This window comes from Streptomyces sp. NPDC005302 (genome assembly GCF_040607345.1).
In the GTDB taxonomy this organism is placed as follows: domain Bacteria; phylum Actinomycetota; class Actinomycetes; order Streptomycetales; family Streptomycetaceae; genus Streptomyces.
This window is the reverse complement of the sequence record NZ_JBEXGN010000019.1, coordinates 121,658-138,544: the sequence shown is the minus strand read 5'-3', so window position 1 is coordinate 138,544 and position 16,887 is coordinate 121,658. Positions and strand designations below refer to the sequence as shown.

The 16,887-nt window shown below is 73.0% G+C and carries 15 protein-coding genes; 12 read left to right on the top strand and 3 right to left on the bottom strand.

Annotation, left to right across the window (positions count from 1 at the left end):
* Window positions 1-66 precede the first annotated feature (66 nt).
* On the top strand, window positions 67-1,137 hold the full coding sequence (locus ABZT74_RS25880) for an ATP-dependent DNA ligase (protein WP_356177513.1): 1,071 nt from the start codon (window positions 67-69) through the stop codon (window positions 1,135-1,137).
* A gap of 168 nt (window positions 1,138-1,305) precedes the next feature.
* Entirely contained in the window at window positions 1,306-2,301 is a 996-nt protein-coding gene (locus ABZT74_RS25875) for a DUF3048 domain-containing protein (RefSeq protein ID WP_355870778.1), read from the top strand.
* A 21-nt stretch (window positions 2,302-2,322) separates the two neighbouring features.
* Here ABZT74_RS25875 and ABZT74_RS25870 read toward each other — a convergent pair whose 3' ends face one another.
* Window positions 2,323-2,787 carry a MarR family transcriptional regulator gene (locus ABZT74_RS25870; RefSeq protein WP_356438581.1) on the bottom strand — a complete coding sequence of 155 codons (465 nt, stop codon included), beginning with the start codon at window positions 2,785-2,787 and terminating at the stop codon, window positions 2,323-2,325.
* A 247-nt stretch (window positions 2,788-3,034) separates the two neighbouring features.
* Here ABZT74_RS25870 and ABZT74_RS25865 point away from each other — a divergent pair, with 247 nt between their 5' ends.
* The 7 genes from ABZT74_RS25865 to pcaD are packed head-to-tail and all read left to right on the top strand — an operon-like array spanning window position 3,035 to window position 9,479.
* On the top strand, window positions 3,035-3,817 hold the full coding sequence (locus ABZT74_RS25865) for a CoA transferase subunit A (RefSeq protein WP_355870772.1): 783 nt from the start codon (window positions 3,035-3,037) through the stop codon (window positions 3,815-3,817).
* Entirely contained in the window at window positions 3,817-4,464 is a 648-nt protein-coding gene (locus ABZT74_RS25860) for a CoA transferase subunit B (RefSeq protein WP_356177514.1), read from the top strand. The genes ABZT74_RS25865 and ABZT74_RS25860 overlap by 1 nt, the downstream gene beginning before the upstream one ends.
* A complete protein-coding gene (locus ABZT74_RS25855; RefSeq protein WP_356177515.1) occupies window positions 4,461-5,663 on the top strand; it encodes a thiolase family protein in 1,203 nt (400 codons plus the stop codon). Before ABZT74_RS25860 ends, ABZT74_RS25855 begins: the two co-directional genes overlap by 4 nt.
* Before the next feature lie 9 nt (window positions 5,664-5,672).
* Window positions 5,673-6,440, top strand: coding sequence for a protocatechuate 3,4-dioxygenase subunit beta (gene pcaH, locus ABZT74_RS25850; protein WP_356438576.1), 768 nt, complete (start codon window positions 5,673-5,675; stop codon window positions 6,438-6,440).
* 2 nt (window positions 6,441-6,442) lie between these two features.
* Window positions 6,443-7,006, top strand: a complete 564-nt coding sequence (gene pcaG / locus ABZT74_RS25845) for a protocatechuate 3,4-dioxygenase subunit alpha (RefSeq protein WP_356177517.1) — start codon at window positions 6,443-6,445, stop codon at window positions 7,004-7,006.
* Complete coding sequence (gene pcaB / locus ABZT74_RS25840; RefSeq protein ID WP_356177518.1) at window positions 7,003-8,352, top strand: 3-carboxy-cis,cis-muconate cycloisomerase; 1,350 nt, start codon at window positions 7,003-7,005, stop codon at window positions 8,350-8,352. Before pcaG ends, pcaB begins: the two co-directional genes overlap by 4 nt.
* Complete coding sequence (pcaD, locus tag ABZT74_RS25835; RefSeq protein ID WP_356438573.1) at window positions 8,349-9,479, top strand: 3-oxoadipate enol-lactonase; 1,131 nt, start codon at window positions 8,349-8,351, stop codon at window positions 9,477-9,479. Before pcaB ends, pcaD begins: the two co-directional genes overlap by 4 nt.
* A gap of 111 nt (window positions 9,480-9,590) precedes the next feature.
* Here the strand turns inward: pcaD and ABZT74_RS25830 are convergent, their stop codons facing one another.
* Window positions 9,591-12,257, bottom strand: a complete 2,667-nt coding sequence (locus tag ABZT74_RS25830) for an AAA family ATPase (RefSeq protein ID WP_356438570.1) — start codon at window positions 12,255-12,257, stop codon at window positions 9,591-9,593.
* Between the two features lie 402 nt (window positions 12,258-12,659).
* Here ABZT74_RS25830 and ABZT74_RS25825 point away from each other — a divergent pair, with 402 nt between their 5' ends.
* Entirely contained in the window at window positions 12,660-13,643 is a 984-nt protein-coding gene (locus tag ABZT74_RS25825) for a DUF2510 domain-containing protein (protein WP_356438567.1), read from the top strand.
* A gap of 334 nt (window positions 13,644-13,977) precedes the next feature.
* Here ABZT74_RS25825 and ABZT74_RS25820 read toward each other — a convergent pair whose 3' ends face one another.
* Window positions 13,978-14,595 (bottom strand): TetR/AcrR family transcriptional regulator, encoded by a 618-nt coding sequence (locus tag ABZT74_RS25820; RefSeq protein WP_355870745.1) that lies wholly within the window; start codon window positions 14,593-14,595, stop codon window positions 13,978-13,980.
* Between the two features lie 230 nt (window positions 14,596-14,825).
* Between ABZT74_RS25820 and ABZT74_RS25815 the strand changes: the two genes are divergently transcribed.
* Complete coding sequence (locus ABZT74_RS25815) at window positions 14,826-15,746, top strand: phosphatase PAP2 family protein (RefSeq protein ID WP_356438564.1); 921 nt, start codon at window positions 14,826-14,828, stop codon at window positions 15,744-15,746.
* Window positions 15,743-16,729 carry a DMT family transporter gene (locus ABZT74_RS25810; protein ID WP_356438561.1) on the top strand — a complete coding sequence of 329 codons (987 nt, stop codon included), beginning with the start codon at window positions 15,743-15,745 and terminating at the stop codon, window positions 16,727-16,729. The genes ABZT74_RS25815 and ABZT74_RS25810 overlap by 4 nt, the downstream gene beginning before the upstream one ends.
* Window positions 16,730-16,887: the final 158 nt, after the last annotated feature.

Below are 16,887 nucleotides of genomic sequence, written 5' to 3'. Positions count from 1 at the left end.
CGGTAGGCGCAGCGCGGTACCCCCGCACACCGGGCGGATGCCCGCGGTTGCGCGGAGAATCGGAGCATGGACCTGCCGGTGATGCCGCCCGTGAAGCCGATGCTCGCCAAGTCCGTGGCGAAGATCCCGCCGGACATGCACTACGAGGCCAAGTGGGACGGGTTCCGGGCCATCGTGTACCGGGACGGTGCGGAGCTGGAGATCGGGAGCCGCACCGGCAAGCCGCTGACCAGGTATTTCCCGGAACTGGTCGAGGCGCTGCTCGATCGGCTGCCGGAGCGCTGCGTGATGGACGGCGAGATCGTGATCGCCCGGGACGGCCGGCTCGACTTCGACGCGCTGACGGAGCGGATCCACCCGGCGGACTCGCGGGTCCGGACTCTCGCCGAGCGGGCCCCCGCCTCCTTCGTGGCGTTCGACCTGCTGGCGCTGGCCGACGAGTCGCTCCTGGACGTCCCGCTGGGCGACCGGCGCGCGCTGCTGGTGACGGCCCTGGCCGGGGTGACGGCGCCGGTGCACCTGGCGCCGGCGACCACGGACCGCGAGGTGGCGCAGCGGTGGTTCGAGCAGTACGAGGGCGCGGGTCTCGACGGGGTGGTCGCCAAACCGCTGACGCTGCCGTACCTGCGCGACGAGCGGGCCATGTTCAAGATCAAGCACGAGCGGACGGCCGATGTCGTGGTCGCCGGGTACCGCTTCCACAAGAGCGGGCCGGTCATCGGGTCGCTGCTGCTGGGCCTCCACGACGACCGGGGCACGCTCCAGCACGTCGGGGTGAGCGCCGCGTTCACGATGAAGCGGCGCGCGGAGCTGGTGGAGGAGCTGGAGCCGCTGCGCCTGGAGGACGCCTCGGAGCATCCGTGGGCGGCCTGGGCACAGGAGTCGGCGCACGAGTCGGCGCGACTGCCGGGCGCGCCGAGCAGGTGGTCGGCGAAGAAGGACCTGTCGTGGGTGCCGATCAGGCCCGAGCGCGTGGCGGAGGTGGCGTACGACCACATGGAGAACGGCGCCCGGTTCCGGCACACCGCACGGTTCCGCCGATGGCGCCCGGACCGGACCGCGGAGAGCTGCACGTACGGACAACTGGAGGAGCCGGTGGGCTACGACCTGGCGGAGATCTTCGGGCCGCGGGGCTGACCGCGGGGGCGTGGAACGGCGGCCTCCGCGATGCCGTTCCACTCTCCTCCGATCATCTCGCTGAGCCGATCGGCCCAGTCGACGCGCGCAATCAGAAACGATCGGGTATGGCAACCGATGAACTGATGAACGCACAATCGATGGCACGAGACGGGTGGCACGGTGGGCATGCGGAAGATGGTGCGGACGCGGCGCGGCGCGTGGACGGCGGCGCTACTGGCGGTCACGGTGACGGGCTCCCTGATGACGGGCTGCACCGCGGGGGACGGCAGGGGTGGCGGCCCGACCGACGACGGCAGGGCCCGGGTGCCGAGCCCCAGCCCGAGCGACAGCGCGAGCTCCTCCGCGAGCACCGGCTCGGTGCTCGCGGTGAAGATCGACAACGTGGCCGCGGCCCGTCCGCAGGCCGGTCTCGACGCGGCGGACGTGGTGTACGCGGAGCAGGTCGAGGGCGGTCTGAGCCGGCTGATGGCGGTGTTCGCGAGCACCTTCCCCAAGGCCGTCGGCCCGGTACGCAGCGCCCGTGAGTCGGATCTGGAGCTGCTGAGACAGTTCGACGAGCCGACGCTCGCGTTCTCGGGGGCCCAGCACAAACTGCTGCCGCTGATCGACAAGGCGCCGCTGCACCCGCAGCTCCCGGGGAAGGTGCCGGACGCCTGGTACCGGGGCAACGACAAGGCCGCGCCGCACAACCTCTATCTGCGCCCGCAACGGCTGGTCGGGGACGCGCCGGGCGACGCCGCGCTGAGCACGGGCTTCCGCTTCGGCCCGGCACCCGACGGAGGGACCCCCGAGGCCTCCCGTACGGTGCGGTTCCCGTCGGCCAAGTTCACTTTCACCTGGTCCGCCGAGCGCAAGCGCTGGACGGTGGCCATGGACGGCACGCCGACCGTCACCACGGAGGGCACGTCGGTCGCGCCGGCCACGGTGGTCATCCAGCACGTCACGGTGCGCACGTCCAAGTACCACGACGTCCTCGGCAACAACACGCCGTACACCGAGTCGGTCGGTTCGGGCACCGCGACCGTGCTGCGCGACGGCCGCTCCTACGACGCCGCCTGGAAGCGGTCCGACGCGTCGGGCGGGACGGAGTTCACGACGCCGGACGGCTCCCCGATGAACTTCGCCCGCGGACAGGTCTGGGTCGTCCTCGCCAAGGCGTGAGCGCGGACGGCGGGCCGGCCGCTACGGCTGGACGCCCAGGGGTTCCGCGGGGTTGCGGAGCCCCTCGGCGGCGTCCGAGACCCGCTGGATGAGATCGAGGAAGAGGGTCTGCTCCCCGGCCGAGAGCGGGCCGAGGAAGACCTGGTTCATCCGCGCGGTGCGCACGGCCACCTTGCGGTGGGTGCGCAGCCCCTCGTCGGTGAGCCGGAGCAGGAAACGCCGGCCGTCCTGCGGGTCGCGCACCTTGTCGAGCAGTTCGCGGCGCCCCAGCCGGCTGATGACCTCGGCGATGGTGGACCGGTCGAGCCCGACCCGCTCCCCCACCGTGCGCTGATCGAGGCCCGGCTCGGCGACCAGCGCGTTCAGGACCGCGAACTGGGGCGAGGTGATCTCCTCGGAGACCATCGTGTTCCACAGCAGGTAGTGGGCCTGCTGGAGTCGCCGGGCCAGGTGCCCGGGGTGGGTGGAGAGGTCCACCGCGGCCATGTGCGCTCCTCGGGTTCCCTGACGCGCTTGCGGCCACGCGCCACCAGGTAGGGGAAATCGTCTGTGTACTGAACAATACCCGCCCGCCGGTCGACTGTCCCACCCCGCTGCCGCACCACAATCGCCGCTTCACACGGGGTATTGACGTTCTGGAGCCACGGTGGCAGCGTGTGGGCAACCTCGAAGAAATAGTCAGTGCCCTGAGTAATTGAGAGACCGGGCGCTCGGGAGAGATGGGGCTTCGCGGATGGACAAAGTGGTCGCCACGGCGCTGGAGGCGGTGGCCGATGTGCCGGACGGCGCGACACTGGCGGTCGGCGGCTTCGGCCTCAGTGGTGTGCCGAACGTACTGATCGAGGCGCTCCACGAGCGCGGGGTCCGGGAACTCGGCGTGGTCTCCAACAACTGCGGAGCCATGGAGTCCGGGCTCGCGGTCCTGCTGGCCGCGGGACGGATCGCCCGCGTCACGGGCTCCTACATCGGGGCCAACAAGGAGTTCGCGCGGCAGTACCTGGCCGGCGAGCTGGAGGTCGAGATGATCCCGCAGGGCACGCTCGCCGAGCGGCTGCGCGCGGGCGGCGCCGGGATCCCCGCCTTCTACACGCCCGCCGGGGTCGGCACCCAGGTCGCCGAGGGCGGCCTGCCCTGGCGGTACGACGGCGCGGGGGGCGTCACGCTGGCCTCCCCGCCGAAGGAGGTACGCGACTTCGACGGCACCCCGTACGTACTGGAGCGCGGCATCCGCACCGACTTCGCGCTGGTCCGCGCCGCGAAGGGTGACCGGCACGGCAACCTCGTCTTCAACAAGTCCGCGCGCAACTTCAACCCGCTCGCGGCGATGGCCGGCCGGGTGACGATCGCCGAGGTCGAGGAGCTGGTCGAGCCGGGTGCCATCGACCCGGACGCGGTACATCTGCCCGGCATCTTCGTGCAGCGGGTCGTGGCGCTCTCGCCCGCGCAGGCGAACGCCAAGATGATCGAGAAGCGGACGGTCTCGGCGCCCGCCGCCGACGGAAGGGTGAGCGGCTGATGGCCTGGAGCAGGGAAGAGATGGCGGCCCGCGCCGCGCGCGAACCCGCCGACGGCCAGTACGTGAACCTCGGCATCGGCCTGCCGACGCTGATCCCCAACCACCTCCCCCCGGGCGTCGAGGTGATCCTGGAGTCGGAGAACGGCATCCTGGGCACCGGCCCCTACCCCGCCGAGGACCAGGTCGACCCCGACCTGATCAACGCCGGCAAGGAGACCGTCACGGTTCTGCCCGGCGCCGCGTACTTCGACTCCGCGCTGTCCTTCGGCATGATCCGCGGCGGTCACATCGACGTGGCCGTGCTCGGCGCGATGCAGGTCTCGGCCGGCGGTGACCTCGCCAACTGGGCCGTCCCCGGAAAGCTGATCACCGGCATCGGCGGAGCGATGGACCTGGTCCACGGCGCCCGCACGGTCATCGTGGTGATGACCCACACCGCGAAGGACGGTTCACCGAAGATCCTGCGGGAGTGCGAGCTGCCGCTCACCGGAAAAGCGTGCGTCGACCGGATCATCACCGACCTCGGCGTCCTCGACGTCACCGGGGAGGGCCTGGTGCTGGTGGAGACCGCCCCCGGTGTCACGGTCGAGGAGATCGCCGCGAAGACCGCCGCGGACATCCGTGTCGCAGAGGAGATCCCGTCGTGAAGGACGTCTACATCGTCGACGCCGTACGGACACCGATCGGCCGGTACGGCGGTTCGCTGGCCGGTGTGCGGCCGGACGACCTGGCGGCCCACGCCATCCGCGAACTCCTCGCCCGCACACCCGGCCTGGATCCCGCGCGGATCGAGGACGTGTACGTCGGCAACGCCAACGGAGCGGGCGAGGAGAACCGCAACGTCGGCCGGATGGCCGCCCTCCTCGCCGGACTGCCCACCTCCGTACCGGGGGTGACGGTCAACCGGCTCTGCGCCTCCGGCCTGGAAGCGGTCGTACAGGCCGCCCGCGCCATCGCCGTCGGTGACGCCTCGGTCGTCCTGGCCGGCGGCGTCGAGTCGATGACCCGTGCGCCCTACGTCCTACCCAAGAGCGACCGCGCGTTCCCCGCCGGGCACACCGAGATGTACTCCACCACGCTCGGCTGGCGCATGGTCAATCCGCGGATGGACCCACAGTGGACCGTTCCTCTCGGGGAGTCCGCCGAACTCATCGCGGACAAGCACGACATCACGCGCGAGCGGCAGGACGAGTTCGCCCTCGCCAGCCACCGGAAGGCGGAACGGGCCCGGCGGGAGGGCCTGTTCGACGCGGAGATCGCCCCGCTGACCCTCCCCGCGCGCAAGGGCGACCCGGTCGTGTTCAGCGCCGACGAGTGCGTGCGCGCGGACGCCTCGCTCGACGCCATGGCCCGCCTCGGGCCGTCCTTCCGTACGGAGCACGGCACGGTCACCGCGGCGAACGCCTCGCCCCTCAACGACGGCGCCGCCATCCTGCTGCTGGTCGATGAGGAAGGGCTCGCGGCCACCGGCCGCGAACCCCTCGCCCGGGTCCGTTCCACGGGTGTCTCGGCGATCGACCCGCAGTACTTCGGACTCGCTCCCGTCGAAGCCGTGCGCCGTGCGCTCGCCAAGGCCGGCAGGGGATTCGACGACCTGTCGACTCTGGAGCTGAACGAGGCGTTCGCCGCGCAGGTGCTCGGATGCCTCGCGGAATGGCCCGAGTTCGACCCCGCGATCCTCAACCCGCAGGGCGGCGCGATCGCCCTCGGTCACCCCCTCGGCGCCTCCGGCGCCCGCCTCGCCGGCACCGTCGCCCACCAACTCGCCCGCGCGGGCGGTGGGGTAGGTGTCGCCACCCTCTGCATCGGCGTGGGCCAGGGCCTCGCCCTCGTCCTCGAACGCTAGGAAGTCGAGATGGCTCTCACTCAGTCGGACATCGACGCCGAGATCACGGATCTCCAGGACGCCTACGACAAGGCGGTCGCCGGCGGCGCGCCCGTACGGCACCACCCCGCACGCGACTACCCGCCCTACCGAAGCTCCCGGCTCCGGCATCCCCATCAGCCGCTGGTCGCCGTGAACGGCGACCCGGAGACCGTCGAACTGTCGGGCCCCGTCTTCGGCGTCACCGACATAACGGAGATCGACAACGACCTCACCCTTCAGCACCGGGGCGAGCCGATCGGGGAGCGGATCACCGTCTCGGGCCGCCTCCTCGACCGCACGGGCCGTCCCGTACGCGGCCAGCTCGTCGAGATCTGGCAGGCCAACGCGGCCGGCCGGTACGCCCATCTGCGGGAGCAGCACCCGGCACCGCTCGACCCCAACTTCACCGGCGTGGGGCGCACGCTGACGGATAATCAGGGGCGGTACGTCTTCACGACCATCAAGCCGGGACCGTACCCGTGGGGCAACCACACCAACGCCTGGCGGCCCGCCCACATCCACTTCTCGGTGTTCGGCACGGCGTTCACCCAGCGGCTGATCACGCAGATGTACTTCCCGGGCGACCCACTGTTCGGCTACGACCCGATCCTGCGGTCGGTGACGGACGAGGCGGCACGCGGCCGGCTGATCGCCGCCTACGACCACGGTCTCTCCCGGCCCGAGTTCTCCATGGGCTACAGCTGGGACATCGTCCTCGACGGTCCCTCCGCCACCTGGATCGAGGAAGGCCGTTGAGCATGACCGAGCGGTTGCTCCCCACCCCGTCCCACACCATCGGCCCCTTCTACGGCCACGCGCTGCCCTTCCCGGGCGGCGGCGCCATGGCGCCCGAGGGCCACCCCGACACCATCACCCTGCACGGACACGTCCTCGACGGCGCGGGGGTGCCGGTACCCGACGCCCTGCTGGACTTCTGGCAGGCGGCGCCCGACGGCTCCCTGGCCGGCGCCCCGGGCTCGCTGCGCCGCGATCCGTCGACGGGCGGTTTCCTCGGCCGCAACGGCGTCGACTTCACGGGCTTCGGCCGCGTCGGCACCGACGCCGACGGCCACTACGCGGTGCGCACGCTGCCGCCGGGGAACTCCGGGCTGCCGTACATCAGTGTCTGTGTGTTCGCGCGCGGGCTGACCCACCACCTGTTCACCCGCGCCTATCTGGCCGACGGGACGGACCCGCTGCTCGACGCCCTGCCCGCCGGTCGGCGCGCCACGCTGATCGCGGCCGAGGACGCCCGTCGGACGTACCGTTTCGACATCCGTCTTCAGGGCGAAGGCGAAACGGTCTTCCTGGAGTTCCCGTGACACCTGACGACCCCGTCGCGTCCGACACCGGGCTGCTCGCCCCCGGGTGGGCCGGCTCCCCCGCGTCGGCCCTGACGAGCGACTCCGCGTATCTGCGGGCCCTGCTCGACGCCGAGGCCGCGCTGACCCGCGCCCAGGCGTCGCTCGGGCTGGCCCCCGCCGAGGCCGCCGCGGCGGTGTCCGCGGCGGCCGTCGGGGCGGGCTTCGACGTCGCGTCGATCGCGCTGCGCGCCCGGTCCGGCGGCAACCCGGTCATCCCGCTGGTCGCGGACCTGACCGCCGCCGTCGCCCAGGAGCACGGCCCCTACGTGCACCGGGGCGCGACCAGCCAGGACATCCTGGACTCGGCCACCATGCTGGTCGCCGCCCGCACCCTGGACGTGCTCCTCGGCGACCTGGACCGCACGGCGCGGGCGCTGGCCCGGCTGGCGGCGGAACACCGGGGCACCGTCCTCCCGGGCCGTACCCTCACTCAGCACGCGGTGCCCACCACCTTCGGGCTGAAGGCGGCGGGCTGGCGTTCGCTGGTGCTCGACGCCAGGGACCGTCTACGGACCGTACGGACGTCGCTGCCCGCCCAACTCGGCGGTGCCGCGGGCACCCTGGCCGCGTTCACCGCGTTCGGGGCGGACGACCCACGGGACCTGACAGCCGCGTACGCCCGCGAACTCGGGCTCGCCGAGCCGGTGTTGCCGTGGCATACCCTGCGGACCCCGGTCGCCGACCTGGCCGGAGCGCTGGCGTTCACGGCCGGAGCGCTGGGCAAGACGGCCGCCGACGTCCTCACCCTGTCCCGTACGGAGATCGCCGAACTGGCCGAGGGCTCGGGCGGCGGCTCGTCCGCGATGCCGCACAAGGCGAACCCGGTGCGCGCCACGCTCATCGCCGCCGCGGCCCGCCGGGCACCGCTGCTCGCGGCCACGCTGTACGGCGCGCTGGCCGCCGAGGACGAGCGTCCGGCCGGGGCCTGGCACGCCGAGTGGGAACCGCTGCGCGACCTTCTCCGGCTGGCCGGCGGAGCGGCGGCGGAGGCGGCCGAACTCGCCGAAGGGCTGCGGGTGGACGCCGCCGCCATGCGCGAACACCTGGATCTCACGCACGGGTTGATCGTCTCCGAACGGCTGGCCGCCGAACTCGCTCCGCTGCTCGGCCGGGCCCGCGCCAAGGAGCTCCTGACCCGGGCCGCCGGGCGCGCCGTCGCCGAGGGGCGGCCTCTGGCGGACGTGCTCGGCGAGGAGCCCGGCCTCGAGGACCTCGCCGCGTCCGACCTCGCGGACCTGACCGACCCCACCCGCTACACGGGCTCCGCCGGGGCCCTCACCGACCGTGCTCTGGAGCGACGTTGACCGGGAAGATCCTCAACCACCTCACCGAAGGCCCCCTCACCGCTCCCCCGCTGCTCCTCGGGCCCTCACTCGGGACGTCGACCGCGCTGTGGGACGGCCTCGCACCCGAACTGTCCGTCACCCACGGCGTCGTGCGCTGGGATCTTCCCGGGCACGGGGGTTCGCCGGGTCATCTGATCGGCCCCGGAGCGACGGTCTCCGACCTGGCGGGGCTCGTGCTGAAGCTCGCCGACGTGCTCGGCATCGAGCGGTTCGCGTACGCGGGTGTCTCGCTGGGCGGCGCCGTGGGCCTGCACCTGGCGGTCCACCACCCCGAGCGGCTCACCTCCCTCGCCGTGATCTGTTCCTCCGCCCACTTCAACGGGTCGAAGCCGTGGGAGGAGCGGGCCGACCTGGTGCGCCGCGAGGGCCTCGCCCCGGTGGCCGCGAGCGCCGAGAGCCGCTGGTTCACCCCCGGCTTCACCGTGCCGGCCCTGGTCGAGGACCACCGCACCGCCGACCCCGCCGCGTACGCGGCCTGTTGCGACGCCCTCGCCGCCTTCGACATCCGGGACCGGCTCGCGTCGATCACCGTGCCCACGCTGCTTGTCGCCGGGCGCGAGGATCCCGCCACACCGCCCGCTCATCTTCGGGAGATCGCGGACGCGGTGCCGAGCGCGACGCTCGTGGAGATCCCGGGCGCCTCGCACCTGGCGCCCGCGGAGCGCCCGGACGCCGTCCTGTCGGCGCTGCGGACGCATCTGTCGGGAGACGCGCGACGGGGCATGGAGGTCCGCCGCCAGGTCCTCGGTGACGAACACGTGGACCGCGCGCAGGCCCGCCAGACACCGTTCACGGCACGGTTCCAGGACTTCATCTCGCGCTATGCCTGGGGCGAGATCTGGACCGATCCGACGCTGACGCGCCGGGAGCGCAGTCTGGTCACGCTGACCGCGCTGGTGGCGCACGGCCATCTCGATGAGCTGGCGATGCACGTGCGCGCGGCCCGGCGCAACGGGCTCACGCCCGAGGAGATCGGCGCGGTGCTGTTGCAGTCGGCCGTCTACTGCGGTGTCCCCGCGGCCAACTCGGCGTTCGCCGTGGCCCAGCGGGTGCTGGCGGAGGACGACGGCCCGCCCGCGGAGTGACCCACGGGGAGGGAGGCGGCGGGCATGCCGGTGGTCGTGCGCTCCGCCCCTTCTCGCTCCCGGCGCGACGCTCCGGACGCGCTCCTCGAACGCCGGAGGAGCCGACCCTGCCTACAGGCCCGTCAAGGCCCGCTCCGCCTGCCGCACCAGGCCGTCGGCGCCGCAGGTGCGGGCGAGCGTCAGGCCCTTGTTCAGTTCGGTCACCGAGCGGGAGGCGATGCCGTACTCGATGCGGGCCGCCGCGTGCTCGTACTGGCAGGGCGAGGCCTCCAGGAACGTGACCGCCTGCGCGGCGAGCCGGACGGCTCGCTGGCCGGTCTCCAGAGCGGCGGCGCAGCGCAGTGCCTCGCCGATCGCCGTGTCGGTGCCGAACCGCTCGGCCTGGCGACGGGCCTCGGACGCGAGAGCCGCCGCACGGGACGGGTCCTCCGCGGCGAGCGCTCTGGCGAGGTCGACGGCCCAGGGCGCGAGCACGGTGTTGTGGTGACCGCGCGCGGTGGCCGCCTTCTCCGCCGCCTCCAGTTCGTTGACGCCCTCCTTGGTGCGGCCGAGGGCGATCAGCAGCCGGCCGCGGACGGAACGGGTGTCGGGGAGGACGATCGTGGAGGGGTACGGCGGTGCGAAGCCGTAGCGTTCGGCGATCTCGGCGGCCTGCTGGACGTGACCGCGGGCCAGCAGGGTGTCGATGAGACCGCAGGTCGCCGACCAGTACAGCGGCAGTCCGCGTCCGACGCGCTCCGCGAGCCGCAGGGACTCGCGCTGGTAGTGCTCGGCGTCGGCGAGCCGGCCCCTGCGGCGGTGGGCGAGCCCGAGGTAGGCGTTGGCCAGGGACAGGTGGCCGCCGCTCCAGCCGGCCTTCACATAGGCGCGCAGGGCTTCGCTGAACAGGCTCTCGGCGCGGTCGAGCCGGTCGGCGTAGGCGTACGCGCTGCCCAGCATCAGCAGGAGTTCGACACCCCACTCGGTGTCGGTCCAGCCGAGTCCGGGCGCGAGGCGGCCGTTGACGAGGGCACGGTCGCAGAGTTCCACGACCTCCTCGGCGTTCTCGCCGCGGGTCATCGCGTCGAAGCCGCGCAGTATCAGCACGGCGCGCTCGGAGTTGTCGCGGCCGGAACACGTCGCGGCGAGTTCGGCGAGGCCGCTGGAGTGTCCGGAGCGCTCCTCGCCGGCGTGGATGCCCTCCCACATGTAGTGCACGGCCTGCAGCCGCATCCGGGCGGGTCCCGGCGTGAGCCGGTCCACTTCGGCGTCGACCGTGCGGACGGCCTCGTCGAGCTGGTTGTTGTGCAGCAGTGCCTGGGAGAGACGGAAGACGGCGTCCACGCGGACGGTGTCCTCCAGGCCGGGCCGTTCGAGCGCGGCGCGCAGGTGGGCGATGGTCGTGGACGGCGCGGTCAGGAGGGTGGCGCAGCCCAGTTCGTAGAGCAGCAGCGCGTGCACCTCGGGCAGCGGCGGCTCCTGCAGGGCGCGCTCCAGACAGCGCCGGGCGGCGTCCGGAGCACCGACCGCGAGGTGTTCGCGGGCGGCCTCGCGCATCTGCTCGACGAGTTCGGGGTCGTCGTCCGGGTGCACTTCGAGGAGGTGGCGGGAGGCCGCCGCGGCGCCGCGGCCCGATTCGGTGACCGCCCAGGCCGCCTGCCCGTGCATCGCGGTGCGCAGGGCATCCGGGATCGAGCGGTAGACGGCGGTCGCGATCAGCGGGTGCACGAACTCCAGGTCGCCCTCGGGACCGTGGCCGTTCGCGGACTGAGTGGTCGTCAGGATGCGTGCCGCGCCCAGGAGTTCGGCGCAGCGCTGGGCCTCGTCTTCGGGCATTCCGGCGAGTTGGCCGGCGAGGTCGAGGGAGATGCCGGTGCCAAGGATGGCGGCCGCCCAGGCGAACCGGGTGGCGTCGATGCCGAGTCCCTCGAGGCGGGCGACGAGTCCGCGACCGCGCGCCGAGCGGTTCAGGTCGCGCAGTTCGGCGGCGGAGCCCTCGCCCGGTTCGAGGTCGCTGTCCTGGACCTTGGCCAGCAGTTCGACGGTCTCGTAGGGGTTGCCGCCGGTGACCGCCCAGACCTCGCGGCAGAAGGGCGCGTCCGCGTGCTCTCCGAGCGTGGCGCGGGTGAGGCCCTCGGTCGCGACCGGGGTGAGCGCGCTCAGGGTGGAGATCGGGAGGGCCGCGGCGGCGACGGCGTCGAGCAGCCGGGCGCTCTCACCGCTGACCCCGCCGGGCCTGCGGGCGACCACGACGAGGACGGACAGGTCGTCGAGGCGCTCCGCGAACGCGGCGAGCCAGCGCAGGGTCTCCTGGTCCGCCCAGTGCGCGTCGTCGATGAGCAGGACGAGCGGCCAGTCGCGCTTGGCGAGCCGGCGCACCGCGGCGACCAGTCCGTCGCAGACGCCCTGCGGGTCGGGCTGCCGGTCGCCCGGTTCGGCTATGCCGAGGGCGGGGCCCGCGATGTCGTACCAGTCGCCGAGGTACTCGCGCGCCTCCTCCGGAAGCAGCGAAACGAGGGCGGGCTGCAGCAGATGCCGTACGACGTTGAAGGGGACGGACGTGACGGTCTCGCCGCCGCGCGCCGACCACACCGAACAGCCGTTGCGCTCCGCGATACGGCGCGCCTCGGCGAGGAGGGCCGTCTTGCCGAGACCCGCGTCGCCGCTGAGCACGAGCAGACTGCCCGAGGTCGCGGAGTCCGCGCGCAGCGCGGTGATCGCCGCTTCGAGTGTGGAGACCTCCTCGTCGCGCTCCCACAGGGAGGCCGAGGCGACCGCTCCGGGCCGCACCTCCGTCATCCCGCTCCCTCCCCAAAGGTCGCCCAAACGACGTACAGGGAACGAGCCTAGCCGTCCGGACGCCTTGGTGGAGGCGGGACCCGTCACCAGTTGCCGAGAGGAGTGACGGCGATGTATTGGAGGCGACGCCCCAGGGCCTCCGACGGCCGTGGTGAAAGTTACCGACAGTCGAGGACCCGGGAAATGACGCCAACTTTCCGACGCCGTCTCGCCGGTGGCCGGCGGCCGGCAGCGACCGTGGTGTCGGCGATGACGGATGGCGCGCCGCCGGACCGCCGTGGCCCGTACGGCTCGTGCCAGTCGTTCATCGCGGCGCTCGGCGGCTCGTCCCGAAGTGACCCCGGCGGCCCGGGAGGGGAACCCTCTCATCCGCCTTTCACCCGGGGCTCATACGGTGGGTCCATGACGCAGGTGACTCCCCCCGGCTGGTATCCCGACCCCGGGCAGACAAGTGACGCTCCCGCCGCCGAGCGCTGGTGGGACGGTAAGACATGGACGGACCAGGTCCGCCCCGTCGGGTCGGCCGCTCCATGGGGTCCCCCGGCCTATCCGCCGGCAGGTCCCTATCCGGCACCACCGGGTCCCCGCAGGCGCGGACTGCGCACGGGGATAGCGGTCCTCGCGGCCATAGCCGTCCTCGCGGGAATCGGCGGTGGCGTGTACGCCCTGACCAAGGACGACGGCGGCAGTTCCGCTTCCCGGAGCCCCCGCGGCCAGGGCGGCCCGAGTGGTGGCCCGAACGGGCAAGGCGGGTCCGGCGGCCCGGGCGGTGCTCCCGGGGACTCCGGGGGATCCGGCGGCTTCGGCGGACAGAGCCCGGCGCCCGGCGAGTCGGGACAGCCGCAGACCGAGGCCGGTTTCGCCACGGACTCCTACAACGGCATCAGCATCCCGGTGCCGGACGGCTGGACCGGCCAGGACGGCACGGGCAGCGCGACGGTCTCCACAAAGGACACGTACAAGTGCCCCGGTGACACCTCGCAGAAGTGCCAGCGCGGCGGCGCCTATTCGGCCCCCGCCAAGCTCCAGGGCCTGAAGGGGAAGACCCCGGAGGCGGCGGCCAAGGAGGACATCTCCAAGAACGCCACGGAGTCCTACGGCAAGGGCTACGGCTCGATCACCTCGCACAAGGAGCTGGCCTCCAAGGCGGTCACCGTGGCCGGGCAGAAGGGCTATCTGGTCCGCTGGAAGGTCGCGACGAGCAAGGGCGACGACGGGTACGTCGAGTCGCTCGTCTTCCCCTCCCCGGCCGACCGTTCCGCGCTCGTCGTCGTCCGCTTCGGCGTCGACGTCAGTTCCAAGGCGCCCCAGCTGTCGACGATCGACACCATCACCAAGGGCATCAAGGTGGCCTCGGGGACCGGCGGCGACGGGCAGAACGTCTAGGGCGTCAGCGAGCCCTTCGGAGCGGCGCGGGTCCGTGGCGTACGGCACGGACCCGCGGCGCGTCCCACCGCCGTACCCGCGAGGGGGGCGGCGTCCCGCCAGCGCCGGACCCGCGGGGGCGGGTTCCCGCCACCGTCGTCCCGCGCCGGTGATCGCGTCCCGGCATCCTCGTGGCCGCGTGCGGCGCGGAGCCCCGGACATGGTTCGGCCGGGTGGAGCGCCCCTCCGCTCAAGGGGAACCCCACCCGGCCGGGGGGTGCGCGCCGCCCCCGTCCCCACGGTGCGGCGCGTGACAGGCCGTCGTCCGGTCATCCCGCGGACGGCGGCCTGAGTCTCAGGTCAGGCCAAGGGCCGGCAGCACGACCGCCTCCACGAACTGTGTGAGATACGCCGCGTCCGCGTACTGGCCCTCCAGGAGCGGGCGTACCCGCAGGACGCCGAGCATCTGGGCCGGCACGAACTCCAGCGCCGGATGGTCGGCGGCGATCTCACCGCGCTCGACGCCACGGGCGATCATCTGCCGGAGCTGGACGACCTCGGGTTCGACGAGCGCGTCGCGGAGCGCCTGCTGGAGCTCCTTGTCCTGCATCACCGCGTTGCCGAGTCCCTGGAGCAGCTGGGTGCTGTCCCGGCCCGCCCACTCGCCCGCGGCCCGGGCCGCCTCCCGCAGGTCACCGGCGAGCGTGCCGGTGTCGATCCCCGTGAAGCGCGGACAGCGGTTGTTGCGCAGCGCGGCGGCCACGAACTGGGGCTTCGTCCGCCACTGGCGGTAGAGCGTGGACTTGCTGCAGCGGGTGCTGGCGGCGACGCCCTCCATGGTGAGCGCCTCATAGCCGCATTCACGGATCTGTTCGAGCACGGCGTCGAAGAACTCCTGCTCACGCTCGGGCGTGATCTTGGAGCGGCGCGAGGCGACGACCGTCTCCGGTCCGTCCGCGGCCTGCGACGTCATGGCGCTTCTCCTCGCTGCATCCGACTCGTGCGGGTGTCGTGCTGCACACACTCTAATCGATACGCCACTGTACCGGTACTGCTCCGTATCGGTACACTGGCGTATCGGTACACTGTCGTATCGATGAGCCTTGGACAGGATCCACTCCTCCGGACCGGACGCCGAGTGGATCCTGTCCTGGGCTCACCACGCACCACCCCACGCACGATCGTCAGCAAGGGGGCCGGGGGATGGATTCCCGAACCGAGCCTGCAGTTTCCGCATCCGAGTCCGCACCGGAACCGGAGCCACCCGACACGGCCGTACCCGCGAGGGCGCCGCGCCGCGCCCCGGCGTGGGCGCACGCCTGCGCACACCCCGGGCCGGACGCGCGCGAGGGGGCGGCGCGGCCGCCGCTGGTGCGGGAGCTGCTGCTCGTCGTCGGCCTGTTCGCCGTGTACAAGGTGGGCCGTCAGCTGGCCACCGGGCACACCGGGCAGGCGTTCGCCAACGCGCACCGGGTGTGGGACGCGGAGCGTTTCCTGCACCTGCCGGGCGAGGGCGCCGTTCAGAGCGCCCTGCTGCACAGCGACACCCTCGTGCACGTCGCGAACACCTATTACGCGACCGTGCACTTCCCGGCCACCGCGGCCTTCCTGGTCTGGCTCTACCTGCGCCGTCCCACCCATTACGTGTGGGCGCGCCGGGTGCTGGCTCTGGTGACCGCCGCCGCCCTGGCCGGTCACCTCACCTTCCCGCTCGCCCCGCCGCGGCTGCTGGCGGAGTCCGGGCTCCTGGACACCGGGCAGCTTTTCGGGCCGTCCGTCTACGGGGCGCACCCGGCGACCGACGCGATGGCGAACCAGTTCGCCGCGATGCCCTCGCTGCACTTCGGCTGGGCGCTCATGGTCGCGATCGGACTGATCGCGGCGACCCGGTCGCGCTGGCGCTGGCTGTGGTTGCTGCATCCGCTGCTGACGCTGCTGGTGATCGTGGGCACCGCCAACCACTACTGGCTGGACTCGGTGGTCGCGGCCGCACTGCTCTGCCTGGCCCTCGCCGTCATCCACGCACCGCACCGCACCGCGACCACCGCCCTGCGGGGCCAGGAGCACGCACGCGCCGGGATCCCGGCGCAGGACCGGCCCGAACTGGTCGGAGCGGGACGATGAACCCGACCCTGGCCGCCATCGTCCTGTCCCTGTTCTCCGCCGTCGCCTACGCCGCCGCGGCCGTCTCCCAGGAGCGGCTCGCCGCCCGCTCGGGCGGCTCGGGCACACTGCGCCTGCTGAGCGACGGCGCCTGGTGGTGGTCGGTGGTACTGAACGCCGCCGCCGCACTGCTGCACGTCGCCGCCCTCAAATACGGAACCCTCACCCTGGTGCAGCCACTCGGCGCACTCACCCTGGTCGCGGCCGTCCCCCTCGGCGCACGGGTCGCCGGCCGCAAGGTCAGCCCGGTCGAGTGGCGCGGCACCGCACTCACCCTGACCGGCCTCGCCGCCCTGCTCGTCACGGCATCCGGCCCCGCCCCCGCCGACGTCCTCAGCCTGCCCCAGGCACTGGCCGTGGCCGCCACCACCGCCATGCTCATCGGCGCCCTCTCCCGCCGCGCACGCCCCGGACTGCGACACGCCACCGCCTCCGGGTTCGCCTCAGGAGTCGCCTCCGCCCTCACCCAGACCGTCACCGTGGCCGCGACCGACCGAACGGACTCGCTCCTCAGCCCCCAGGTGATCGTGATCGCCCTGCTCGTCGCGGCCTTCGCGGCGGGCGGACTCCTGCTGTCACAGACCGCCTACCAGGGCGGACTCGGCGCACCACTCGCCGTCGTGACCCTCGCCAACCCCCTGGCCGCCGCCGCGATCGGCCTCTCCCTGCTCGGCGAACGCCTCCAGGGCGGAGCCGCCGGCATCCTGCTCGCACTCGCCGGGGCGTCCGTCGCCGGCTGGGGCGTCGTCACCCTGTCCCGCTCCACCCCGCAAACAACCATCACGGCCGAACCGGCCTTCCCCACGGAACCAGCCGTCATGGCGACGGAACCCGACGACGACCATCCCGTCGCGGCGGTACTGGCCCTGGAACCCGGATCGGCCACCTACGAACCGTCCCTGCTGCCACAGCGGCCGAGCCCGGGCCATCTCACGTCCCTGTAGTCGGGACCGCGCGCGGAACGGACGCCGCTCCGCGCCACAGCGGGAAACGGAAGGGGGGGGGGGGGGGGAGAGGGCGGCCCCCCGCACGGCGGGCGCGGCCCCCCGGGGCCGGCGGGGGGGGGCCAGCCGCGGGGGGGGGGGGGGGTGCCGGGGGGGCC

Coding starts and splice junctions, on each gene's coding strand:
- ABZT74_RS25880 (WP_356177513.1), top strand. CDS start 67: ATGGACCTGCCGGTGATGCCGCCCGTGAAGCCGATGCTCGCCAAGTCC.
- ABZT74_RS25875 (WP_355870778.1), top strand. CDS start 1,306: ATGCGGAAGATGGTGCGGACGCGGCGCGGCGCGTGGACGGCGGCGCTA.
- ABZT74_RS25870 (WP_356438581.1), bottom strand. CDS start 2,787: ATGGCCGCGGTGGACCTCTCCACCCACCCCGGGCACCTGGCCCGGCGA.
- ABZT74_RS25865 (WP_355870772.1), top strand. CDS start 3,035: ATGGACAAAGTGGTCGCCACGGCGCTGGAGGCGGTGGCCGATGTGCCG.
- ABZT74_RS25860 (WP_356177514.1), top strand. CDS start 3,817: ATGGCCTGGAGCAGGGAAGAGATGGCGGCCCGCGCCGCGCGCGAACCC.
- pcaH (WP_356438576.1), top strand. CDS start 5,673: ATGGCTCTCACTCAGTCGGACATCGACGCCGAGATCACGGATCTCCAG.
- pcaG (WP_356177517.1), top strand. CDS start 6,443: ATGACCGAGCGGTTGCTCCCCACCCCGTCCCACACCATCGGCCCCTTC.
- ABZT74_RS25830 (WP_356438570.1), bottom strand. CDS start 12,257: ATGACGGAGGTGCGGCCCGGAGCGGTCGCCTCGGCCTCCCTGTGGGAG.
- ABZT74_RS25825 (WP_356438567.1), top strand. CDS start 12,660: ATGACGCAGGTGACTCCCCCCGGCTGGTATCCCGACCCCGGGCAGACA.
- ABZT74_RS25820 (WP_355870745.1), bottom strand. CDS start 14,595: ATGACGTCGCAGGCCGCGGACGGACCGGAGACGGTCGTCGCCTCGCGC.
- ABZT74_RS25815 (WP_356438564.1), top strand. CDS start 14,826: ATGGATTCCCGAACCGAGCCTGCAGTTTCCGCATCCGAGTCCGCACCG.
- ABZT74_RS25810 (WP_356438561.1), top strand. CDS start 15,743: ATGAACCCGACCCTGGCCGCCATCGTCCTGTCCCTGTTCTCCGCCGTC.